Origin of the sequence: Bacillus sp. TH17 (assembly GCF_016651125.1) — a bacterium.
GTDB lineage: Bacteria > Bacillota > Bacilli > Bacillales > Bacillaceae_G > Bacillus_A > Bacillus_A mycoides.
Map to the genome: position 1 here is coordinate 4,776,143 of NZ_JAEKEN010000001.1, position 23,971 is coordinate 4,800,113.

The window sequence follows — 23,971 nt, forward strand, 5'->3', positions numbered from 1 at the left end:
AAGTGCGAGGGAGTTGGGTGGGAGATAACTGCCCGTAACTGCCCGATTGGTGAAGGCTAATAATCAGTGGGGGATGGCCAAAATCCACACTGATTAAAGTTTCACTTTATTACACATGCTGCTTTAATAGCGCGTATAACGCTTCAAAACTATGCACTTCATATGTTGGCACAATCTCGCTATTATTTGGTTTCTTTTCTGAATTAAACCAACAAGTATCAATTCCCGCTACATATCCACCTTTAATATCGGCACTTAACGAATCCCCAATAATGAGCCCTTCTTCAAAAGCGAAATTAGGAATCCTTTCAAAAACATAATCAAAATACTCTTCCATCGGCTTTTGGAATCCCGTATCTTCAGAAACAAAAATATCTTTAAACAATGAATGTAATCCTGCATTACGTAAACGTTTATCTTGCGTCTTAGAAATACCGTTTGTCACTATATATAAATCATACTCATTTTGAATTTGATTTATAAATTCAAATGCACCTTGCATGAGTTGGTTTCCTTCTTCTAAGTAGCTACGATAATTATTTTCGAATAATATCCCATCTACTTCTTCCCCGTACTCTTTAAACAAAATCGAAAATCGTGTATTTACGACTTCATCACGGTTTATTTCACCTTCTTCAAAAGCATCCCAAAGACTTTTATTAATTTTTTTATACTGCGCTTCAACCTCGCTAGTTAAAGGAATCCCTTTCTCTTCAAAGAGCATACGTAACGCCACTTTCTCCGCCTTCTGAAAATCTAACAATGTATCATCTACATCAAATAGCAATGTTTTATATTTTTTCATAAACCCCTCACACTCTCTTTTCTACAAAAACAAATTTACATAAATCGTATCATTCTTCCTTGTAAAAATAATAGGAGATATCTCATACTACAAACAGGGGTGAAAATATGAAAATCAGTAAAAATGAGAAAGAAATTTATCAACACATGCAAATTCATCAATTCCATACTCTTTTTTCCTTTCATGTCTTACCATATGTAGAACTACATTCTTTTCAAAAGAAAGAGATGATATGTAAGGAGGGAGTCGACCTCCCTTATCTCTATTACTTAATTTCCGGGAAAGCAAAAATATATATGAGCCATAAAAATGGGAAAGTCTCTTTAATTAATTTTATTCAAGCACCTTCATTCATTGGAGAATTAGGATTAATTGGCGTAGAATCTGTTACGAAAGCGGTTGAGGTGATTGAAGATTGTATTTGCTTAGCGCTTCCTCTTAAAGATTGTCAGCATCTTTTATTGCAAGATGCTACCTTTCTACAGAAACTATGCAAATTTATTGGAGAAAAAACAATTATCCGAACAGAAAATTACGCCAAAAACTATAGTTATCCATTTGAAAACCGATTAGCTGCGTTCATTCTATTAACGGAACAAAATAGTTGCTATACCGAAAAACATACTGAGGCCTCAGAATACTTAAACGTCAGTTACCGCCATCTTTTATATGTATTAAACCAGTTTTGCCAGCAAAACTATTTAAAAAAAGAAGGCCGAACATATTATATACAAGATCGAAATCAATTAGAAAAACTTGCTGACGAGCTAAAAATATAAAAAAACAGCATTAACATAAAAGTTAATGCTGTTTTTTCGAGTGACGATTATATTTTTAATTAAAATTTACTTGCTACTTTAGCCGCTTCTTCAAGACCTGCTGCAATGATCTCTTCTGCTTTATCTGGGAATTGGTTATGTCCTTCAATAACTACTGTTTCCATGTTTGTTGCACCGAAGAAGCCCATCATGCTCGCTACATATTTTACAGCCATTTCCATTTCAGCTGCTGGTCCTTCAGAATATACGCCGCCGCGTGCATTTAATAATGCAATCTTCTTATCTCCAATAAGCCCAACTGGACCTTCTGGTGTATATTTAAACGTTTTACCAGCACGGTTTAAATAATCAATATACGTGTGTAATACGGCTGGAATCGTTAAGTTCCATAATGGGAAACCGAAAACTACTTTATCAGCTTCTAAGAATTGATTTAAATACTTATCAGCAACTGCTACCACTTTTGCTTCTTCTTCTGTTAAATCAAATCCTCTACCTGCTTTGAATGTACCATTAATCATATCTACGCCTACATATGGTAATTCTTCTTTATATAAATCAAGTTCTACCACTGTATCATTTGGATGCGCCTCTTTATAGTTTGCTAAAAATGCCTCGTATAATTTCACACTAACTGCTTGTTCCGCTGGGCGGTTGTTTGCTTTTACAAATAAAACTGTTGCCATTGTTTTTCCTCCTACTACTCACTCTTATGTTGTTATATATCACTTACGAAAAAGGGTACTCCCTTATAATTATTGTTGCTTACAAATACATTTTATCTTTATATCAAAACAATTACGTCCTCACATAGACGTATTTTTCCATAAAAAAAGTCCACCTTCTAAAGGCGAACTAGGTCTTACGACTTTTGTCTTATACGATTCCGTTTTTCACTGCATATAATGCTGCTTGTGTGCGATCGGATAAATGTAACTTACTCAAAATACTACTCATATGAGCTTTTACCGTTTTTTCTGTAATAACTAAAACAGAAGCAATTTCTTTATTACTCATCCCTTTCGCCAATAACTGCAATACTTCATTTTCTCTCGCTGTTAATACATCCACTTGAACGGAAGGTTCTTCTTCTTTCTCTTCCTGTGGTAATGTTTGAGAAAGAAGGGTATTTGCTATATCTGGATGTAATTGAATATTACCTTTATACGCGCTTCGAATAGCTTCAACAAGCTGATCTGGTTCGATATCTTTTAAAATATAACCGCTCGCCCCAGCTTTTAGTGCCGGCAATACATGAGCTTGATCGGAAAAACTAGTCAATACAATTACTTTCACGTTTGGATATTCTTTTTTAATACAAGCTGTTGCCTCAATTCCATCCATCTCAGGCATATATAAATCCATTAATACGACATCTGGACTTGTTTCGCCTACTTTCACTAGCGCCTCTTTCCCATTATTTGCTTCACCAACTAATTCAAAATCTTCCTGTGTGCTTAGAAAAAATGCTAATCCTTTTAAAACAACTGTATGATCATCAACTAACAATACTTTTATTTTCACAAACTTCCCTCATTTTCACATCATAATGGTACATTTACTTTTATACTCGTTCGTTTCTTACTACTTACAATTTTAATTGTTCCACCAACTAATTCTAATCTTTCACGCATCGTAGTCATACCGAGTGATTTCTTCTCTTTTATATCCTTTTCTACAAACCCATTTCCTTGATCGACTATTTCTAATGATACATTTTTCTCCGTCACTTTGAAATAAATCGTCGCTTCTCTTACATTCGCATGCTTACTTACGTTATTTAAAGCCTCTTGTCCAATTCGCCATAGCGCTTCTTCTACTACACGCGGCAAATCACGTACACCTGTAACTTGTTCCCGAATTTTCAATCCTAAACTTTCACCATATTGCTTTAAAGCTGGTAATAACCCTTTCTCTAATCCAGCCGGACGGAGCTGCCAAATTAATGTCCTCATTTCTTTTAAGGCACCTTGTGCTAATTCACGCATCTCATACAAAGACTGATCTACCTTTTCATTTTGACCCTTTAAGACAGCTTCAGCGCCTTTCGTCATAAACGTTAATGAAAACAACTTTTGTGAAACAGAATCATGTAAATCTCTAGCTAAACGATTACGCTCTTCCATTCGTACAAGTTCGCGGCGTTTTTCATTTAATCTTAAGTTCTCTATCATTAATGAAATATGATTTGCTAACGCTTGTACTACATCTATCGTATTTATATCAAATTCTCCATTATTAGAACTTACACTTAATACTCCAAATATATGATCTTGAATATGTATCGGAATAGCGATAACTGCCCTATTGGGATGCTCTATATTCCCAACCTGACGCTTTGACAAGACAGACTCTTCTTTTTCCAACGCTTCCTGTGCTGCTGCCCTCAAATCATCTTGTAGTTCACCTTTCTTATAAGAAGCCCTCACAGCTAGTTCATTTTCTTCTCTAATAAAGAATACAACTTGCTCCCATAGAAATAAGCTCCCTATTTGCATTACAATCTCTTCTGGTAATGCATTAAATTTATGAATTGTCCTTAAAGCTTGAATAAAGCGTTCTAACTTTACATAATAATGAGCTCTTCTCTTTTCATTTTCATACAGTTTTGTACGCTTTAATGCCGTTCCAATTTGAAAGGCAACTGATTGTAATAGTACTAATTCTTCTTCCGAAAAATGCGTTTTACCTGGGCTAGCTACATTTAACACGCCAAATTCATCTTCTCCCGCTTTTAGCGGTACTGTCGCATGATGTACAATCCCTTCTGTATCTCCCCAGTTGTATTCAATCGCATTATTAATTCTCTTACATTCAATAATATTAACTGCTCGCTCTAGTTTTCCTTCCACAAAGCGGTGTAAGCACCAGCAATTCCCCTCACACATCGGTCGTTTATTTTCGAATTTCAATCCCTCTGGTAATTGGTAATCAATTAATTTTGTATATCTACCATTTTCATCCGCAAGGAAAATCCATCCTGTCGTTAAACCAGTTACATTCAACAGCTTTTCCAGCACAGCTTGAAGTACGTGATATGTATCATTTGAGGTATTCAACGTTTCTGCAATCTCTTTTAATATAACTAATTCATTTGTACGATTCTCTTGAAACATAATTCGTCTCCTACATACAAGATTTTAAATAGTACTTAACATAAATCATCTACTTTTCACTTTGTACTTATTCGTAACATTGATATAATGGTGAAAACATAGTTTTCATTATATCACTTGAGGGGGCTTTCATAATGACATTGAATAAGGCACTTACTATCGCTGGTTCTGACACAAGTGGCGGTGCTGGTATACAAGCAGATTTAAAAACATTCCAAGAACTTGGTGTATACGGAATGACATCTCTTACGACAATCGTAACGATGGATCCACATAACGGTTGGGCACATAACGTATTCCCAATCCCAGCTTCTACATTAAAACCACAATTAGAAACGACAATTGAAGGCGTTGGCGTAGATGCTTTAAAAACGGGTATGCTTGGATCAGTAGAAATTATCGAAATGGTTGCGGAAACAATTGAAAAGCACAATTTCGAAAATGTAGTAGTTGATCCTGTTATGGTATGTAAAGGAGCGGATGAAGCGTTACATCCTGAAACAAATGACTGCTTACGTGACGTTCTTGTTCCAAAGGCATTAGTCGTAACGCCAAACTTATTTGAAGCATATCAATTAAGTGGTGTGAAAATTAATTCCCTTGAGGACATGAAAGAAGCTGCAAAAAAAATCCATGCTTTAGGTGCTAAATACGTACTGATTAAAGGTGGTAGCAAACTAGGCACAGAAACTGCTATTGATGTATTATATGACGGAGAAACATTCGATCTTCTAGAATCAGAAAAGATTGATACGACAAATACACACGGTGCAGGTTGTACATATTCTGCTGCAATTACAGCAGAACTTGCAAAAGGAAAAACGGTGAAAGAAGCAGTAAAAACTGCGAAAGAATTCATCACAGCTGCAATTCGTCATTCATTTAAGATTAACGAATATGTAGGACCAACACATCACGGTGCATACCGCAAATTCGTTGCACCGAAAGAACTTGTCTAACATAACGCTTTTTATTCATAAATTTAAAAATAGATTAAAACCCACAGAACATTTATTGTTCTGTGGGTTTTAATTACTTTACAGAAATCTTTTAAAGTACTCCCCGAATTCCTATGATGCTGAACTAACCTTGTTTCTACCATTTCTTTTTGAATAATATAACGCATCATCCGCTGATTGAATAAATTGCTCAGGTGATTTTTTATATTCTGAAAGCCCAACAGAAACTGTAATTTTAATTTTTTCCCCATTTTGCAGTTGAAATGAATGCTTTTCAACTGCTAGTCGAATTTGTTCCCCTATACGAGTGCCAAATGCTACTCTCTTTTTTGGTAACAACAGAGTAAACTCTTCGCCACCTTTTCGAAAGACTAAATTTGGGAATGGCGCATTCTCTAACAAAATACACCCTAGTTGTTTTAACACTTCATCTCCAGCAGGATGACCGTACGTATCATTTACATACTTAAAGTGATCAATATCGATAAGTAATAAACAAAGTGAATCATTTTTCATATGCTTACTATCAATATGACGATTCATCTCAAAATCAAACTGTCTTACATTTCCTAGATTCGTTAATGCATCTATCGTTGCATAATGCTTCATCGTTTGAAATAATTCATTGGATTGCAATATGTAACTTGCACTTACAAATGTGATGTATGCCGCTACAATACAACAAATTAAATATAATACCACTACATATATATCCTTAAATAAAATATAAAGTGGTAGTATTAAAATAGACAAACTGTACACATTAAACCATATCCATTTTGTAAATATAGAAATCTTCATCCGCCAAATGAGAGTAATGCCAATCCCTATTGCCACGATAGTATAGCAAGCTAATTCAGAGGCTAAAGAATACTCAGTAAAAAATACCCGCGTTATTAAAATAATCATAACAGTTATACTACTAGCTATCGGGCCACCAATTATAATTGCCAAAACAACAGCTAAATAACGTAAATCCAACATAATATCTTCAATATGCACACCAAAATGCATCAACAATATACTCAATATTCCAGTTAAAATACCGACCAAACATTTCTGCCAAAAAGAGAATCCTTCTTTTAATGGCTTATCTCTTAAAAGCTGAGCACCAACAAAGATAAAGGACAGAATAATTGTCATATTTACAAATAGATCTCTGAACATAAAATAATCTCCCTACTTTTTCTTTTCCATCTATCCCTTTCTATATGCTATTGTATTACGTAATCCCTATAATCCCCAATCTTTTTTGTTTTACTGTTCCACGTGGAACAGTAAAACAAAAAAGGAGACGAAATTTCGTCTCCTCCATTAACAACATCGCGATATCTTTCCGCCTTTTGCATTAAATCTAGCTTCTTGTGCCTCAGCAAAAAATTGCTTTTGACATAGAATTTTCTCTTCTGGATGATTTATTTTCATGTGATTTACATACGTTTCATAACTTGGAACTCCGACAAGTAAACTAATAAATTGCTTTCTCTTTCCCCATACGTTCCGTAAATTTTTAAGCATAGTTCCTCGACTCACTTTCATCTTTTGGAATATATGGTGCCTCTTTTAACGGCATTGGCTTATTTCTTAATACTTGAATCCAAATTCGAAGTGCAGAAATTAATACAGCAATTACAACTATCATAAAAATTCCACAAAGTGCCGCATCAATATAGTCATTAAAAATAATTTGTTTCATTTGCGCAACATTTTTAGCTGGAGCTAATACCTTACCATCATCTAATGCTCCCTGAAATACTTTCGCATGTGATAGAAATCCTATTTTAGGATTTTCATGAAATAACTTTTGATAACCAGCTGTCATCGTTACAATAAGTAATCCTATAGTCGGAATAAGCGTTACCCAAACGTATGCCTTTTTCCCCATTTTGAATAAAATTGTCGTTCCAAGTAATAATGCAATCCCCGCTAACATTTGATTTGCAATACCGAAAAGTGGCCATAGCGTATTAATTCCACCGAGAGGGTCAACCACCCCTTGATATAAGAAGTACCCCCAGCCTAATACGCATAACGTTGTAGCGACCACATTCGCTATTGTGGAATCTGTTTTCGCAAACGGCTTGTACACATGCCCTAAAATATCTTGAATCATAAATCGTCCTACACGTGTTCCAGCATCAATCGTTGTTAAAATAAATAGTGCTTCAAAAAGAATGGCAAAATGGTACCAAAATGCCATCATCGCCGTTCCACCTATTACTTGTGAAAATATATGTGCCATACCAATTGCTAATGTTGGTGCGCCACCTGTACGTGATAAAATGGTCTGTTCCCCGACGTTAACAGCAAGTTCTTTTAATTCATTCGGTGTAATAGCAAATCCCCACGAAGAAATAACTTGAGCCGCTTGTGATACATCTGTTCCGATCAGTGCTGCTGGACTATTAATTGCAAAATAAGTTCCTGGTGTTAATACACAAGCTGCAATCATAGCCATCGCTGCTACAAATGATTCCATTAACATTGCCCCATAACCAATTGGCTGTGCATGACCTTCTTGCTCAATCATTTTCGGCGTCGTACCTGATGAAACGAGAGCGTGGAATCCAGAGACAGCACCGCAAGCTATTGTAATAAATAAGAACGGAAATAAATTCCCGGAGAAGACAGGGCCTGTTCCATCAATAAACTTAGATACTGCCGGCATCTTCAAATCTGGAGCTACAATTAAAATACCAATTGCTAATCCAAGTATCGTTCCTATTTTTAAAAATGTACTTAAATAATCACGTGGTGCAAGGAGCATCCAAACTGGTAATGCCGATGCAATGAATCCATATACGATAAGCATAATAGCAATTGTTTCACCACTAAAAGTAAACATACTTGCAAGTGTTGGATTTTCTGCTACATACTGTCCACCAATAAGCGATAGGACTAGTAGAACAATACCGATTACTGATCCTTCCCCTACTCGCCCTGGTCTAATGTAACGCATGTAAACTCCCATTAAAATAGCAATTGGAATTGTTGCTGCGATTGTAAACATTCCCCATGGGCTTCCAACAAGTGCCTTCACAACTACTAAAGCTAATACTGCTAATAAAATTATCATAATACCTAAAATACCAATCATCGCAATTAATCCTGTAACAGGACCAATTTCATCTTTAATCATTTCTCCTAATGATTTACCATTACGTCTCATTGAAGCAAATAAAATTACAAAATCTTGTACAGCTCCGGCAATAACTACCCCAACAATAATCCAAATAGTCCCAGGTAAATACCCCATCTGCGCCGCCAAAATTGGTCCTACTAAAGGACCTGCCCCTGCAATCGCAGCGAAGTGATGTCCGAATAAAACCCATTTATTTGTTGGAACATAATCCTTCCCATCATTTAACGTATGAGCAGGCGTTTGCCTATTATTATCTAGGCCAAAAACTTTCCTTGCTATAAATCTACTATAAAAGCGATAAGCAATCGCATACACTGATACAGCAGCAACTAATAGCCATACAGCATTAATTGTCTCACCTTGTGATAAAGCTATTACACCAAAAGCAGATGCTCCTACCGCTGCAATAACTCCCCAGAGTAAAATTGATTTCAATGTTTTCACGTACAATCCCCCCATTACTACTTCTTAGAGGAGATTGTACTAAATTTTCTGAATATTTAATTTAAATCCTCCTTATCATGAAGGATTTCTAGGCTATTATGTTAAAATTCTCTCATTACTTGTCACAGCTCAATTTTATTTCGAAGCCGTTTTACATAATTACGGCTTACTGGAATCGGTTGCTCATCGTACCTGTCTAAATGCAAATTATACGTGCCATTATAATAAGGTTTAAGTTCTTGTACATATGACATATTAATTAAATAGCTTTTATGTACACGTAAAAAATCATATGCATTTAGTTTATTTTCTAATTCCTGAAGTGTGTATGTTGAAATATACTGATTATTCGTTGTATAAATTGAAACGGTTTTGTTTTCCTTATTTTTACTAATATATACAATATCCTCCGGGAGAATATATCTAATCCCCTCATGGCCTTCTATCGGTAGTTTACGCAGATGACTCTTTGCTTTCTCACCTTGTTCTTTTCCCATTTTATATAAAATGAATTGTAAATCTTCTTCACGAAATGGTCGTAATAAATAATAAAACGCTTGGAAACGAAAAGCTGTAATTGCCTCTTCTATATCCTCACCAATAAAAATAAATTTCGTATAACAATTCACTTCTCGTAACAAACTCGAATATTCAAAACCAGTACCATCCATTAATTGCGAATTTAAAAAAACAAAATCAGGTGTATGTTTTTTCATTATTAGCAAAGATTCTGTTCCAGTTTTCGCTTCAAAACATTCTACATTTCGAATGTTTTCAGTAAAGTTCTCAACTAATTTTCTTCGCTCTTCTGTTTCTTCCATGATAAGTAAGATTTTCATTTATCCAGCCACCTAATTCCTTTGTCCATATGTCTTGTTGTATACATTCGCTTTAGTAAGAAACATTCCCTTTTTCTTACTATACCATTATTTATCTAAAAAAACAGAAAAAAGGAAACCACTTTGGTTCCCCTGTTCTTTTATCCCGATTGGTGCGGGCTAATAATCAGTGGTTGATGGACAAAACACCACTGATTAAGGTTTCTCTTTATACTAATTCCCTCTGTTTCGTTTCTTGACCAAGTATAACTACAGCAAGTGCCCCTATTAAAATTGATCCACAGAAAATCGTAAATATTAGCGATAGTGAAGCTTGTGAAGCAACTAAATACCCTACTAATAGTGGTCCAAGAATACCACCAATACGCCCAAATGCAGCTGCCATTCCTGCACCTGTACCGCGAATAGTTGTTGGATACTGTTCCGGTGTATAAGCGTATAATGCACCCCAAGCACCTAAATTAAAGAAGGATAGTAACATACCCGCCACTATTAATGCTGTTAATGAATCCGCAATTCCGAACACATAAGCACTACATGCTGTACCAATTAAATACGTAACCAATACAAATTTACGACCAAGACGTTCAATAAACCATGCAGCTGTGAAATATCCTGGAAGTTGAGCTAAAGTCATAATGAGTACGTACTGAAAACTTTTTATTAAACTAAAGCCTTTCAGTACCATTACACTAGGTAACCAAAGGAACATTCCATAATAGGAAAAGACCACACAAAACCATAGAATCCATAACATAATTGTTGCTTTACGATATTCTACAGACCAAACCGATTTTATATTTTCAATAACAGATGGCCTTTTTGCAACCTTTTGGAACCTTAGAGAATCGGGTAAATTCCATCTTAAATATAAAGCATATAACGCTGGAACTGCACTTAATACCATAGCAACTTCCCAACCGTATTTAGGAATAACAAAATATGAGATAAGAGCTGCGATTAACCAACCACCAGCCCAAAAGCTTTCTAATAGTACAACTATTTTTCCACGTTCGTGCGCTTCAACACTTTCTGATACAAGAGTAGATGCAACTGGAAGTTCCCCGCCAAGTCCCATACCAATTAAAAAGCGTAAAACGAGGAACATCGCGAATGTCGTCGTTAAAGCAGTTAAACCACTACCGATAGAAAATAGTAATAATGTAATAATAAAGACTGATTTCCGTCCTATTTTATCTGATAGTATCCCAAAAAGGAGCGCTCCTACTGCCATACCAATTGAATTAACGCTACCTATCCAACCCATTTCTTGAGTACTTAATCCCCAATCTTTTTGGAGTGCTACGATTACAAATGAAAGCATTCCAACATCCATTGCATCAAATAGCCAGCCAAGCCCTGCTATACCAAGTAGCTTTCGCTTCGAAATTTCTTTTACCTTGCTCACAAGAAGTCCTCCTTACACAGCTGTCTTTACACATCATTTTACATGTGTGTATTGCATAAGTAAAATACTTTCTTATAAAAAATTCCCCTTCATCATTCCCAAAAAGTAAAATGTTTATCAAAAATAAACAAATAAAAAAAAGTAGCGATGTTCCGCTACTTTTTTGAACGCATTACTTCTTTTAAAAATTCAGCTAATACTAACTGACGACGCCAACGTGTTGGATTACTACATAATCTGTAAAACCACTCTAAATGAATAGATTGAATCCATTTTGGCGCACGCTTTACCTCTCCAGCCCACACATCTAAACTACCGCCTACTCCAACAGCCATTTTCGTTTCTAAACGATGCTTATTGTTTTGGATAAAGTTTTCTTGTCTTGGAAAGCCAAGTGCAACAAGTAATAGATCTGGTTTTGCCTCTTGAATACGTGAAACAATATTCTCTTCTTCTTCTTGTTTAAAATATCCATCTTGTATCCCCACGATAGATGCAGCCGAATATGTCTTCGTTAAATGATCAGCCGCGGCTTGTACAACATGTGGTTTTGCACCTAATAAGAAAACAGATACTGGTTTATTCTCTTCTGATAACTTCGCAAATAAATTACACATTAAATCAAAACCTGCTACACGTTCTTTTACAGGTGTACCAAGCATACCACTTGCTTTTACAACCCCAATACCATCAGGTGTAATTAAATCGGTATTTAGTAATGTTTTATGGAACTCTTCATCCTTTTTTGCACACATAACAATTTCAGGATTTGCTGTTACTACCTGAAAAGTATGAGTTTGCTCCAATTCTAGTTGTTCCTTTAAATATTGGACCGTTTCATCCATTGTCATTGTAGAGAAAGGAACACCTAGAATATCAACCGTTTGTACTGCCATAATTAACTATCCTCTCTATCATTAAAGGTTTTTTGCTATTAATTGCTTATATGTTTCTTTCGTATCTTCATATAATTTTTGAAGTGAGAAGTTCATAGTAGCATGCTCATAAATATGCTTGCCCATTACTGATAACTCTCCAGTTTTCCACTTATCATACGCCTCTTCTAATGCCGATGCCAATGCTTTTCCATCACCAGTTGGTACAATCCACCCATAAGTTTCATCTGCAATTAACGGTTCGATTTCTCCAGCTCTAGTCACAATTGATGGTACACGTTGATTTGCCGCTTCTAATAAAACTAATGGAAATCCTTCGCTATGGGAAGTTAACAAATTGACATGTGATGAAGCAAATAATTGTTTCACATCTTGACGATGCCCTAAAAATTCAATTTTATCATTAATCCCTTTTTCAGTAGCTAACGCCTTTAGTTCTCTTTCTAACGGCCCGTCACCAACTAATAACACTTTAATTTTCTCCAATTTTGTTTGTTGTAACGCATCGAATAAAACTTCATGTCCTTTAACAGGATGCAAACGCGCTACTTGGATTGCCGTAAACACATCTTCATCAATATTAAACATTTCCGTTTTATTATAGCCATCTGCTTTTTCCTGATCATATTCAATCCCGTTATAGATAACATGCATCTTTTCATTTGAAATACCTAATGCGGCTAAGCTTTTTTCAACCTATTCGTTACAACAAAAAATAAATCTATATTTTTTAAAGCTTTCAAATTTAATTTAGTAAAAATCCAGCCTTTTAAGCCTTGTTTAGTAAAGTCTTGAAATGGATCACTATGAATTGTCGTAACCCATTTTGCTGCGAATTTCTTCTTCATTAGAGAAACAAAGAAATTCGCCCTAGGACCGTGTGTATGAACTACATCAAATTTTTCTTTATTAATGAATTCACTTATGTTCTTTAAAATGGATAAATCATAGCGAGATTTTTGTGAAAACACATGAACTTTTATTCCTAGCTCTCTTGCTTCTTTCGCAACAATTCCATCTTCAAATACTGCTAATTCTACTTCACCATCCGGAAACTGATCGAGCAGTGAAATAATATGTGTTTTTCCTCCACCATCTTCTGCTCCTGCATTCATATGCAATATCCTCATATTTTTTTCCTCCTTTAAATCCTCGCTACATTTCCATCTATCTTTATTTTACTGTACTAAAAAATAAAAGCTAACAAAAGTTAGCTTTTATTTTTATCATTCAATTTCTAGATCTACGATTAGATAAGCTAACAACACTACAAAGTAAATCCCGACTCCTGGTGCTGTCAAAATATGTCCTGCAATATATGCAATACCTAATGCTAATACTAAGCTTGCTGTAATCATTCCATATTTTATATTAAATATCTCTTTAAATCTTGTAATAAATGCTAGCAGAATTCTTAAGCCGTAATAAATAAATGGAATCATTAGTAATGCAAAGCCAATAATTCCGAAATCATAAAACCAATCATGGAAGTCCATTTCAATTAACTTCGGATCTGGTTGCTTTTGTTCATTATACTTAAAGTTACCTGCATAACCCATTCCTAATAATTTTTGTGACGTTGGCGCTTCTTTAAAGAATTGCTTATGTCTCTCTTCATATACTTGACGTCCGCTGAAAATAAGATTTTCTTGATTTTCTTTCTTTTGCTCTTTCTCAAGCTCTTTCTTAACTTCCGCTTCTACCTTCGCCTTTTCTTCTGGTTTCTCAACTTTATGTTGTTTTTCTTCTTTTTTAATTTTCTCTTTAATTTCTTTTTCTTTTTGACCTTGCTGCGCTACATTTTGTTCTGATAAATAGTTGTTATGAATACCCATATTTTGTGCTAATGGCGTCATTTTAAACGTTCCGACAACACCAGCTAATAGGACAATAGCGATTAATCCATTAAGTACAAGAGACCTTTTGTTTGGATTTCTTCTATCAAATAATAATTGTAGTACGATAATCCCGATTGCTGCTGCTAACGTAGCACCAATTGAGCCCATCCCTACTTTCGTACCAACTTGAATTAACGAGTAAATCATTAAAAGCGATGGAATCCAATATAAAACGTTTTTCACGCTCTTTGTTTTTTGAATAGAATATAGTACCACGATAGGGAAAATAATAGCTAAGATTGACCCAAGTTCATTACCTGCATAGAACCATCCTCGGGAACCAACTTTCATCCATTCATAACTACCGAAATCTGTACCTGTCGTAATAGAAATAACCATAACAGCACTAATAATTAATGTTGAATACATAATGTTATTTCTAACTTTATCGCTAATATTTACTGTTTTCTTTAGTGATTTTAAAGCTAAAATGTATGAACCAAGCATAATATATATATACAATGCTTTTCCAATGAATTTAACTTCTTCTGCGAGTACAATAGGACTCTTGATTAACTTGTTATTAATAAACCCTATTCCTAATGCAGCTCCTAGTAATACAAGATAAATCAAAAACTTCCTATTTTCTCTTTCTTTTGCCTGAATTAAAATATAGATACCGCCCATTGCCATAATGAGGAATCTCACCATAATTCCAACTGTCGCATTTACTTTTAATAACTCAATGCTAAGAGACGTTAATAAATCTAAAACAGGCTGTAAAATAATAAAAAAGAGCAAAAAATGCTCAAATCTAACCCTAGCTTGATTTGCTAACATTCCAAGACCTCCATACAAAATCTTCACATTATCTTTTAATCATAGTTTTCTACTGTTTAAACACACCTAGCAATTATAACATAACTCATATTTAAATTGAGAACTATTTTTCATGCCGAAACTAGTCAAGTCCAGCATTATTAGTAACCGAAAACATTGTCCTTTAGCTATCCTTCCCTATCCCTATAAAAACTATCTAACACATATGCACTTACTTTCGACCGTATAGAAATATTTTTTTATCATTTTATAAAAATGTACAAATCGGACTTATCTTATTGTACTATCCCTCCAACTAAGCTACATCAAAAAACTATACTATTAATCTTTCCACACTTTTTCGCTTTACTTTATTGCTACTTATCAAGCATTTTCAAACGCTTTCTTTAGCTATTTCATCCATTTTTCTACATGTAGCGAAAAGTAATTGTTATTTCCAAAACTTTAGTGTATATTTTTTCTCTGGAACATCTTTAAGAGGAAGGAATTAAAGCCATGTTATTAATCGATATATTTACGTTTCTTGGCATTATCGCCGCTGCCATTTCTGGTACATTAGTTGGTTTAAAAAAAGATCTAGATTTATTTGGTGTCCTTTGTTTAGCTGTAGCTACTGCGCTCGGCGGCGGTATTATTCGTGATATTATGATTGGTAACCTGCCTCCTGTCGCATTTGTAAAACCCATTTACTTTTTCGTAAGTGTACTATCAGCATTATTCACATGTATGTTTTTTGAGCGCATTAATAAACTTCAAGTCGTTATTATGCTTTCTGATGCTGTTGGTTTAGGGGTATTTACAGCTATTGGTGCAAATGCAGCAATGTCACATCACGTTGACGCCTCGTTTTTAGTCGTTTCAATGGGAGTTATTACAGGTATTGGGGGCGGTATTTTACGTGACATTTGCGCTCAAGATATCCCGTATGTATTCCGAAAAGAGATATATGCAATTGCTTCTATTCTAGGAGCAGTTAGTTTCTTAATTACACATGCAATGGGGGCACACATATTAGCTTTCTATGTCTGTTTATTAGTAACATTCGTTATTCGTGTAGTCACCGTAATATATAATGTACATTTCCCAGTTTTCTTTAAAACACATGCAAAAATTAATAAAGGCCATTAAGAGAATTCTACATAGAATTCTCTTAATTTATATACAATTCCATATACTATAGAGTAATTGTATATAAAAATATATAATTACATTAGAACAAAAAATGAAAACGTTTTATAAACAGGGGGAAGAATGATGCTTGGGGTTTTTAAAAAAATAAAACAAACACCAGTATAATTGAATTAAGCAAAGGCCAACAAATCATATTTAACGTGCCTGCTAATTCTGAACTAAAAACTCAAATGGATATGCTACATATTTCAAAGGAAGATTTACAAATTGTTAAAGTATTACAGCCATTTATTTATGAGGAAATAGATTGGATAACAGAAAAATTCTACACCAACATCACAAAACAACCTAATTTAATTGCTGTTATTGAACGCTACAGCTCTATTCCCAAATTAAAAAAACTTTAAAGACACATATTAAAGAATTGTTCAGCGGGAATATGAATGAAGATTTTATTGAACAACGTGTTAAAATTGCAAAAAGGCACGTACAAATTGGTTTACATAGAAAATGGTATACTGCTGCTTATCAAGAATTATTCCGCTCCGTCATAAAGATTTTGCAAACGAAAATTTCAACGATAGACGATTTTTCTTATTCTATAAACGTAATAAATAAATTATTCACATTAGAACAAGAACTTGTTATTGCAGCTTATGAATCCGAATATGAAAGAATCCAAAAAGAACATGAAAAAGAAAAAGAACTGACAACTATGACGATTACACATATTGCAACAGAACTAGCGGCAGTATCTGAAAAAACAAGCTCTTCTATTCAACAGTTAACATCTAAATCAGAAAGTATCGTAGGAATTGCAAAAACAGGTACATCATTAGCTACGACATCAGAAGAAAAGGCCAATAAAGGAAAAGAACAATTAAATCTGCAAAACAAACGAATGGAAAGCATCCAAACGAATATGGAAACTATCATTACTGATACTCATGAACTTCTTGATATTTCTAACAAAATTAACGAAATCATTGATATTGTAAAATCAATCGCCGAGCAAACAAATTTACTAGCATTAAATGCTGCTATTGAATCTGCACGTGCTGGCGAATTTGGTAAAGGTTTTTCAGTCGTAGCGGGAGAAATCCGAAAGTTATCAGAGCAAACGAAAGAATCAATTTCCAACGTTACAAAACTCGTTGAAAAAACTAATGAACAAATTATACACGTCTCTTCTTCCGTGGAACAAATAAGCTCTCTCGTATCTGAAGGGACAGATAGTATGCATGCGACAGATCAATATTTCCAAGAAATCGTAAAAGATATGTCTAACTCTAAAGAACAAAATAAAAAAATTGAAAATGAATTAGAGACTATCTCACAAGTAATGAAGAGTATTCAAGACGATTCCTCAACAATGGCCTTAACAGCGGATAATTTACAACTAGAACTAAACCGATAAGACAAATCGATACAAAGTGGAGATTCGTCATCTCCGCTTTGCATTCATCCTTATCATCCATCTACAAAAAAAGAATCCAAAATGGATTCTTTTATTTTCTGAAAAATATTTTTTGGCAATAAAAACAACTCATATAAACACCAAAGCTTTGTAAAATAAACAAAGCTGGCATAATAATATTATAATATACCATATCTACTCGGAAGAGCCTTAACGACACGTATCCGGTAATTAATAATACAAACAACATATATCCTTCATTTTGCTTTTTCTTAATTAGAAAATGTAATAAAGCTATGGCCATAAATAATGTCACCACTATATATATAAGCTTTTCACATTTAAAAATAATAGAATTTATTCCCTCGTCTGAAAGCTGGTTAATAACTGGTTTTAACAGTTTAAATCTTTCTACTTCCATTTCTTTTAACTCTTGATCAATGTGCTCTTTTACACTTTTATTTTTGGATGTTTTTTCTTCATTTTGACTTTTTCCAATTAAAACAGATTGAACATAAGTCTGATTAGAAATCGTATACTGTGACATTCCCATCATCTTGATACCATAGCTCACACCAAAATGAGTACTATAAAACAGAATAAGTATTCCCATCATTTTTAATAGTAATTTTTGTTTCGTTGCTGATTGAAATAATTCAATTAACAGCACATATACAACTATAAAAATAGGTAAAAATAACCCCATTGGGGAAATCATATTGCTAAGCGCAAATAAAATGGCTGAAATTACCCACATATAAGGATGGTCTAATCCCTTATATAAAAATATGTAACAAGCACAATAAAATAAAAATATTGCGAGTGATTCCGCCGTTAATACAGAACTCATAAATATATTTGGAATATATAAAGCGTAAAACATTGATGCAATACGACCACACTCTTCTCCAAAGACCATTGACGCAATGCGATAAATGAAAAATGCAGTTCCTGTACAAAATAAAATATTAAATAATTGTAAAGCGAATACCGTATCACCAAATATACGAATGATGATCGATTCATAAATAATAAAAGGTAACTGTGCTATATTTTCTATATTATTGCCAATTGCAATCTGCTTTGCAGACTCATACATAGCCTTCATATCACCTATCATTGGAACATCTACAAATAGAACTGTGATAAGTCTTACAACTATAGATATGCTTATAAGAAAAACAAGAAATTGTTTATCTGTAAAACGATATTGCAAAATTGATGCTACTAACAAAATAAGAATAACAAAAATCACTAATACAATTGTTATACTTGTTGTGCTTCCTCCAAAAAATTGCTTACTTGTTTCAAAAGCCGACCAACAACTATAGACAAAAAATGCGAGCATCGCACCAATCATTATTTTACTGAAGAAAGACGAAAAATTTGTTCTTATATGATTCATATGTCCATTGCACCTCTACTTCCATTCATAACAAAACGATTCTATCATGAATAAGCACAAGGTTAATAGGGAATTTCTATGACAAATACATAGTCATTACTTTTTCACTTGCAATGTAAGCGAATCCTCTTTTACACTACATTTTATATATGATAAATTTTCTTTCAGTTACATGAATACAAATACAGAAATTTCAATAAAGTGAAACTTTAATCCACGGGGGTTTTGTTCATCCCCCACTGACTATTAGCCCGCAAATAGTGGGATAATCCTCTTTTGGAACACTTTACTTCATTAAATATCTAATATGGGTACTCCACTTACACATGTCACTCTGATTGAAAACAGAAAATAGGGGATGAATATATGGAAAAGAAATTCATGCGAGAATCAAAAGCAATTAAAACAACACGTGTTTTTCCTAACGATTTAAATAATCACCAAACACTTTTCGGGGGGAAATTATTAGCAGAAATTGATAGTATAGCTTCAATTGCAGCTGCGAGACACAGCCGCAAACATTGCGTAACAGCATCTATCGATTCCGTTGATTTTTTAACTCCAATTCACCAAGCAGATTCTGTTTGTTATGAAGCATTCGTATGTTATACAGGAAAATCTTCAATGGAAGTTTTCGTAAAAGTAATTGCAGAGGATCTACTAGCAGGCGAGCGTAGAATGGCCGCAACGTGTTTCATTACATTTGTCGCATTAAAAGACGGAAAACCTTCATCTGTACCACAAGTAATTCCTGAAACAGAGGAAGAACATTGGCTACATACAACTGGTTCAGAGCGTGCCGAAAATAGAAAAAAAGGACGTTTAAAAAGTAAAGAAATGGCTGAAGTGTTAACTTTAAGTAAGCCTTGGAATATGTAACATTAGGATTTTATCTTATACATGCACAGGTTTTTTCTTCCTTGCATGTATTTTTTATTATAATAAAGTGTTACGCCTTAGCATTTTTATTCTATGCCTGTTCCCTAAAATCACCCATCAGCTTTTCCTTTATTTTGTTATACTATTAATGGTATATTAAATAATGTTCGTTTAAAAATAACCATAATATGATTAAGTATATAAGGGATGGTGCGGTAATGTCTATTGAGGTACCAATTTCAATACCAAAAACGTTAATTATTATTCCAGCGTATAACGAGGAAGAAGCAATTGCAGATACATTAACAAGATTATTAGAACTAAAACAGCATTTTACAGCATTAAGCATTTGCGTTATTAATGATGGATCAAAAGATAAAACAGCTCAAATCGTAAAAGATTTCCCTGTTCATCTTGTTAATTTACCATATAATCTAGGTATCGGTTCAGCTGTACAAACTGGATATAAATACGCTTATGAGAACGGATATGATATTGCGATTCAGTTCGATGCTGATGGACAACATAATCCTGATGATTTATACAAAATCATACAGCCTATTGCCGAGGATCAATGCGATATGGTGCTTGGTTCACGTTTTACAGAAAAAACAGCATATAAAGGTAGTATTTCCCGAAGAATCGGTATTTTTTATTTTACCGCTCTATTGAAAGTACTAACAAAACAAACATTTATGGATCCAACTTCTGGGTATCGTGCTATCAATCGAGAAGTAATTAAGATTTTTGCACACAATTATCCAAAAGATTATCCGGAGCCAGAAGTCCTTATTCATTTAAAAAAGAAAAAACTCCGCATTAATGAAATATCTGTAAATATGCAAGAGCGACAAGGTGGACAATCTTCCATCACTCCCCTTAAATCTGCATATTACATGGTGAAGGTAAGTCTTGCTATATTGATGCAAAAAATCGTGAAAGGTTGATAATAAATGCATATAATTACCTTTTCATTTATCTTTATTTTATTACTATTCTTCTTAATTATTAATTCCATTCGTCGTGGGACTTTAGAAACAAAATATGCTATTTTATGGATTTTCGTTTGTGTTGCAATGGCTATTTTAAGTTCTACGGATAAAATTATAAATTGGATTGGAAAACTATTAAAAGTAGAATATCCTCCGTCCATTTTATTCTTATTCGGACTATTATTCTGTTTTATCTTAATTTTTGACCTGACGAGAAAAATCTCCAAATTACACCATCAACTTGTAACATTAACGCAAGATTATGCATTATTAAAACAAAAATTAAAGATAACAGATAAAGAATAACTTCCTAACTAAATAATAATATATAAAAGCTCCTGAATTTTGCTTGAAAAATTCAGGAGCTTTTATCATTTCAAATTATTTCTTTCTAATTATAAGAGATACCACAATAGAAAGTTGATTTACAAAGTTTATATGCGTTAAACTTATACAGATGTTCTTGTAGTCTTCTTCCTTTCAAAAGGCTTGTATATATGGTACAAAACATAAAAAATTTGAGGAGATAAAAACTCTATGATGGAACAAAAACAACTCGTTTCCGTTGTCATACCTCTGTATAATACGGAAAAATATATTGAAGAAACGATGCAATCAATACTAGATCAAACATATAAAAACATTGAAATTGTAATTGTAGATGATGGAAGCAAAGATCAATCACCTTCTATCGTAAAAAATCTTGTACAAAAGTACCCAGGACAAATAAAATACGTCCCTCAAGAAAATCAAGGTGTTTCTGTTGCTCGTAATACAGGAATTGAAAATGCTAGCGGAGAATATGTTGCTTTTCTTGATAGTGATGATTTATGGAATCCAACAAAAATCGAAAAACAAGTTGAAAGCATGCATAAAAACAACATGAACGCTTGTTATTGTGGCTATATGAACTTTTACGAAGAGACTGGTGAAAAAATTGAGCACACGACAAACTTTATTAAAGGTGATATGACAAAAGCTTTCTTAACGCATCAAGTTGTTGCTCAGACGAGCACTTGGATTTTCAAAAGATCTATCGTGATGGATCATAATATTCGTTTCACACCAGGATGTAGCTGGGGAGAAGACTTAGAATTTCTATTTAAATTAATGAGCGTTACAAATGTATGCTATGTAGATGAATATTTAACATATTATCGAATCTTATCAGAAGGAAATCTTTCTTCAAAGTATAAAGATTATGAATTAAAAACAGCAAAAGAATTAGAAGTGTTTAATCGAATGAAAGATTGGGTTCATAATAAATCAAAAGACTTAATCGTGAATGATTCTACAGAACTTATTGAAATCCTTGAAACTTATCTATTCCCATATACAGTCATTAACAATGCTTGTATATACATTAAAGGAAGCTCTAAGTTAGATAAATCACAAGTTCAATTAATCAAGGGCGATATAAATAAATATTGTCGCAAAATTTATTCAAAAAATGGAAAACGAAGCAAAAAGCTATACGCGATGCTTTGGTTTGTACGAATAAAGTTTATATTTTCTTAAATAAAGAATACGCTTTTAAACATACTTTCCATAAACAAATCAAATTTACAAATAGGACGAAGTGCGTCCTGAAAAATAGAAAGGTCTTGTTCCATGAAAACAAATAAAATCCTTAAAAACGCCTCCTACCTATTTGTAGGAAATATTACTGTTCGATTTGTACTTGCTATTGCGACGATTTTCTTTGCAAGATATGTTTCACCAAAGGATTATGGGATGTTTACAACTGCATTAGCAGTTTCCGCTGTTATTTGTTATTTTACAGATGCAGGTTTGACACATACGTTTATGCGTGAAGGAACGAGAAGCAACGCTAACATTAGCGTACTAATTAGTAGTTATTTACGTATTCGTTTAGTATTAGCTATCGTAATTTCTGTGCTCTTCGCTATTTTCGCTCAGTTCTTCTATCCCGATGCTTACTTACGTGCGATGGTATATTGGGTTGTACTGCCGACAATGTTTGGAGCCACTTTACAAGGTGTTGGGATGGCTTACTTCCAAGTAACAGAACGCATGCAATTTACAGCGATTATTTCTGTAATACAAGGTGTAACAGCCGCAGCTGCTCTTCTACTAGGAATGTCCTTTAAATGGTCACTTATGATGGTTGCTGCCATGTACGGGATATCTAGTCTTGTAACAGGACTTATCGCCTTTATAATGGTAATTCGCCATACAACAGTTCATAAGGGCTGGGATAAAGGCATTTTAGATCAATTGCTCATTTTCACAATCAATGGCATTATCATTATGCTCTTACCACAGTTAGGGCCTATTATATTAGAAAAAGTCTCAACATATGAGCAAGTTGGATTCTTTGGCGCTGCATCGAAAATACCTGCTGTACTTTATCAAATACCGGGCGTAATTGCAGCAGCCTTTTATCCAAAGTTATTTGCTTTTGGAAATGAAAAGAATATTGATGAACATAGAAAACTATCTCAGTTCGAATTAAAACTTATGTCTTTCTTAGGAATGGGAATTTCCATCCCATTTATCGCCGATCCAAGTTTTTGGATTGTTACTTTATTAGGTGAACAATATGCACCAGCCGGTGATGCTCTTGCAATTTTAGCCTTTATGGTTATTTTACAATCTATCAACTATCCACTTGCTGATAATTTAACAACTATTGGTCAACAGTGGAAGCGTGCGACAACGATGGGAATTGGATTAGCTGTCGCTATCGTAAGTTACATCGTATTAGGCAGCCAATTTGGAATGATGGGAGCTGCGGTCGCTGCTATCATTACTGAGGTTACTTTATTAATCGGATTTACTTTATTCGTTCGTAAAGGATTTACATTACTATTCAAAGGGATTGTATTTAATACACTAGCATTTATAATCAGTTACGCCCTATACCGCACAGTATTAATTAACTTACCACCACTGGTAGCTCTAACACTTACTGGTATATTGTACGGTATTATTGGCCTTGCAATTGATCCACAAATACGCGGGTTGATTTTAGGATTTGTAAATAAAAAATTAGTTCGTAAAAACGCTTAAAAGCCAAAAGCTTTTCCTATTAAGAATGGAAAAGCTTTTGGCTTTTTA

General features: G+C 34.0%; 21 protein-coding genes and 2 pseudogenes. 10 read left to right on the top strand and 13 right to left on the bottom strand.

What is annotated here, in order from left to right:
• Nucleotides 1–109 precede the first annotated feature (109 nt).
• Entirely contained in the window at nt 110–805 is a 696-nt protein-coding gene (locus JFT95_RS24580) for a YjjG family noncanonical pyrimidine nucleotidase (protein WP_044438384.1), read from the bottom strand.
• Between the two features lie 107 nt (nt 806–912).
• On the opposite strand from JFT95_RS24580, the gene JFT95_RS24585 reads away from it, so the two are divergent.
• Entirely contained in the window at nt 913–1,584 is a 672-nt protein-coding gene (locus tag JFT95_RS24585) for a transcriptional regulator YeiL (protein ID WP_061673833.1), read from the top strand.
• A gap of 59 nt (nt 1,585–1,643) precedes the next feature.
• On the opposite strand, the gene JFT95_RS24590 is transcribed toward JFT95_RS24585, so the two are convergent.
• The 3 genes from JFT95_RS24590 to JFT95_RS24600 form a co-directional block, all read right to left on the bottom strand.
• On the bottom strand, nt 1,644–2,270 hold the full coding sequence (locus tag JFT95_RS24590; RefSeq protein WP_002167303.1) for an FMN-dependent NADH-azoreductase: 627 nt from the start codon (nt 2,268–2,270) through the stop codon (nt 1,644–1,646).
• Between the two features lie 190 nt (nt 2,271–2,460).
• Nucleotides 2,461–3,108: a response regulator gene (locus JFT95_RS24595; RefSeq protein WP_201053470.1), complete on the bottom strand. Its 648-nt coding sequence runs from the start codon at nt 3,106–3,108 to the stop codon at nt 2,461–2,463.
• Between the two features lie 20 nt (nt 3,109–3,128).
• On the bottom strand, nt 3,129–4,700 hold the full coding sequence (locus tag JFT95_RS24600; protein ID WP_201053471.1) for a GAF domain-containing sensor histidine kinase: 1,572 nt from the start codon (nt 4,698–4,700) through the stop codon (nt 3,129–3,131).
• A gap of 134 nt (nt 4,701–4,834) precedes the next feature.
• Between JFT95_RS24600 and pdxK the strand changes: the two genes are divergently transcribed.
• Entirely contained in the window at nt 4,835–5,659 is an 825-nt protein-coding gene (gene pdxK / locus JFT95_RS24605; protein ID WP_002016397.1) for a pyridoxine/pyridoxal/pyridoxamine kinase, read from the top strand.
• A 111-nt stretch (nt 5,660–5,770) separates the two neighbouring features.
• On the opposite strand, the gene JFT95_RS24610 is transcribed toward pdxK, so the two are convergent.
• From JFT95_RS24610 to JFT95_RS24645, 8 genes and pseudogenes are all read right to left on the bottom strand, one after another.
• Nucleotides 5,771–6,826, bottom strand: coding sequence for a diguanylate cyclase (locus JFT95_RS24610; protein ID WP_201053472.1), 1,056 nt, complete (start codon nt 6,824–6,826; stop codon nt 5,771–5,773).
• A 147-nt stretch (nt 6,827–6,973) separates the two neighbouring features.
• Nucleotides 6,974–7,177, bottom strand: coding sequence for a YbdD/YjiX family protein (locus tag JFT95_RS24615; RefSeq protein ID WP_002130134.1), 204 nt, complete (start codon nt 7,175–7,177; stop codon nt 6,974–6,976).
• Nucleotides 7,170–9,245 carry a carbon starvation protein CstA gene (gene cstA, locus JFT95_RS24620; protein WP_002089870.1) on the bottom strand — a complete coding sequence of 692 codons (2,076 nt, stop codon included), beginning with the start codon at nt 9,243–9,245 and terminating at the stop codon, nt 7,170–7,172. Before cstA ends, JFT95_RS24615 begins: the two co-directional genes overlap by 8 nt.
• A gap of 122 nt (nt 9,246–9,367) precedes the next feature.
• Nucleotides 9,368–10,084 carry a LytR/AlgR family response regulator transcription factor gene (locus JFT95_RS24625; protein ID WP_002089871.1) on the bottom strand — a complete coding sequence of 239 codons (717 nt, stop codon included), beginning with the start codon at nt 10,082–10,084 and terminating at the stop codon, nt 9,368–9,370.
• A 208-nt stretch (nt 10,085–10,292) separates the two neighbouring features.
• Complete coding sequence (locus JFT95_RS24630; protein ID WP_201053473.1) at nt 10,293–11,492, bottom strand: MFS transporter; 1,200 nt, start codon at nt 11,490–11,492, stop codon at nt 10,293–10,295.
• A gap of 155 nt (nt 11,493–11,647) precedes the next feature.
• Complete coding sequence (locus JFT95_RS24635) at nt 11,648–12,388, bottom strand: WecB/TagA/CpsF family glycosyltransferase (protein WP_002016406.1); 741 nt, start codon at nt 12,386–12,388, stop codon at nt 11,648–11,650.
• A 21-nt stretch (nt 12,389–12,409) separates the two neighbouring features.
• Nucleotides 12,410–13,518: pseudogene (locus tag JFT95_RS24640) on the bottom strand (glycosyltransferase family 4 protein).
• A gap of 96 nt (nt 13,519–13,614) precedes the next feature.
• The gene (locus JFT95_RS24645) at nt 13,615–15,066 is read right to left on the bottom strand and encodes an O-antigen ligase family protein (RefSeq protein ID WP_201053474.1); all 1,452 of its coding nucleotides are present in this window, start codon (nt 15,064–15,066) and stop codon (nt 13,615–13,617) included.
• A 495-nt stretch (nt 15,067–15,561) separates the two neighbouring features.
• On the opposite strand from JFT95_RS24645, the gene JFT95_RS24650 reads away from it, so the two are divergent.
• The 3 genes and pseudogenes from JFT95_RS24650 to JFT95_RS30155 all read left to right on the top strand — a co-directional run bounded on the left by JFT95_RS24650 (nt 15,562) and on the right by JFT95_RS30155 (nt 17,614).
• Nucleotides 15,562–16,194, top strand: coding sequence for a trimeric intracellular cation channel family protein (locus tag JFT95_RS24650; protein ID WP_002034964.1), 633 nt, complete (start codon nt 15,562–15,564; stop codon nt 16,192–16,194).
• A gap of 239 nt (nt 16,195–16,433) precedes the next feature.
• Nucleotides 16,434–16,813 (top strand): annotated as a pseudogene (locus tag JFT95_RS30150) (protoglobin family protein); the annotation flags it as partial.
• Nucleotides 16,814–16,912: 99 nt separating this feature from the next.
• Nucleotides 16,913–17,614 carry a methyl-accepting chemotaxis protein gene (locus JFT95_RS30155; protein WP_002184479.1) on the top strand — a complete coding sequence of 234 codons (702 nt, stop codon included), beginning with the start codon at nt 16,913–16,915 and terminating at the stop codon, nt 17,612–17,614.
• Between the two features lie 91 nt (nt 17,615–17,705).
• Here JFT95_RS30155 and JFT95_RS24660 read toward each other — a convergent pair whose 3' ends face one another.
• Nucleotides 17,706–19,019 carry an ArnT family glycosyltransferase gene (locus JFT95_RS24660; protein ID WP_201053475.1) on the bottom strand — a complete coding sequence of 438 codons (1,314 nt, stop codon included), beginning with the start codon at nt 19,017–19,019 and terminating at the stop codon, nt 17,706–17,708.
• Nucleotides 19,020–19,385: 366 nt separating this feature from the next.
• Between JFT95_RS24660 and JFT95_RS24665 the strand changes: the two genes are divergently transcribed.
• The 5 genes from JFT95_RS24665 to JFT95_RS24685 all read left to right on the top strand — a co-directional run bounded on the left by JFT95_RS24665 (nt 19,386) and on the right by JFT95_RS24685 (nt 23,923).
• Complete coding sequence (locus JFT95_RS24665) at nt 19,386–19,898, top strand: acyl-CoA thioesterase (protein WP_000412118.1); 513 nt, start codon at nt 19,386–19,388, stop codon at nt 19,896–19,898.
• Nucleotides 19,899–20,116: 218 nt separating this feature from the next.
• The gene (locus JFT95_RS24670; protein ID WP_000021472.1) at nt 20,117–20,845 is read left to right on the top strand and encodes a glycosyltransferase family 2 protein; all 729 of its coding nucleotides are present in this window, start codon (nt 20,117–20,119) and stop codon (nt 20,843–20,845) included.
• 6 nt (nt 20,846–20,851) lie between these two features.
• Nucleotides 20,852–21,196, top strand: coding sequence for a DUF2304 domain-containing protein (locus JFT95_RS24675; protein WP_002016417.1), 345 nt, complete (start codon nt 20,852–20,854; stop codon nt 21,194–21,196).
• A gap of 231 nt (nt 21,197–21,427) precedes the next feature.
• On the top strand, nt 21,428–22,408 hold the full coding sequence (locus JFT95_RS24680; RefSeq protein ID WP_002034967.1) for a glycosyltransferase family 2 protein: 981 nt from the start codon (nt 21,428–21,430) through the stop codon (nt 22,406–22,408).
• A 93-nt stretch (nt 22,409–22,501) separates the two neighbouring features.
• Nucleotides 22,502–23,923: a flippase gene (locus JFT95_RS24685; RefSeq protein WP_002034968.1), complete on the top strand. Its 1,422-nt coding sequence runs from the start codon at nt 22,502–22,504 to the stop codon at nt 23,921–23,923.
• Nucleotides 23,924–23,971: the final 48 nt, after the last annotated feature.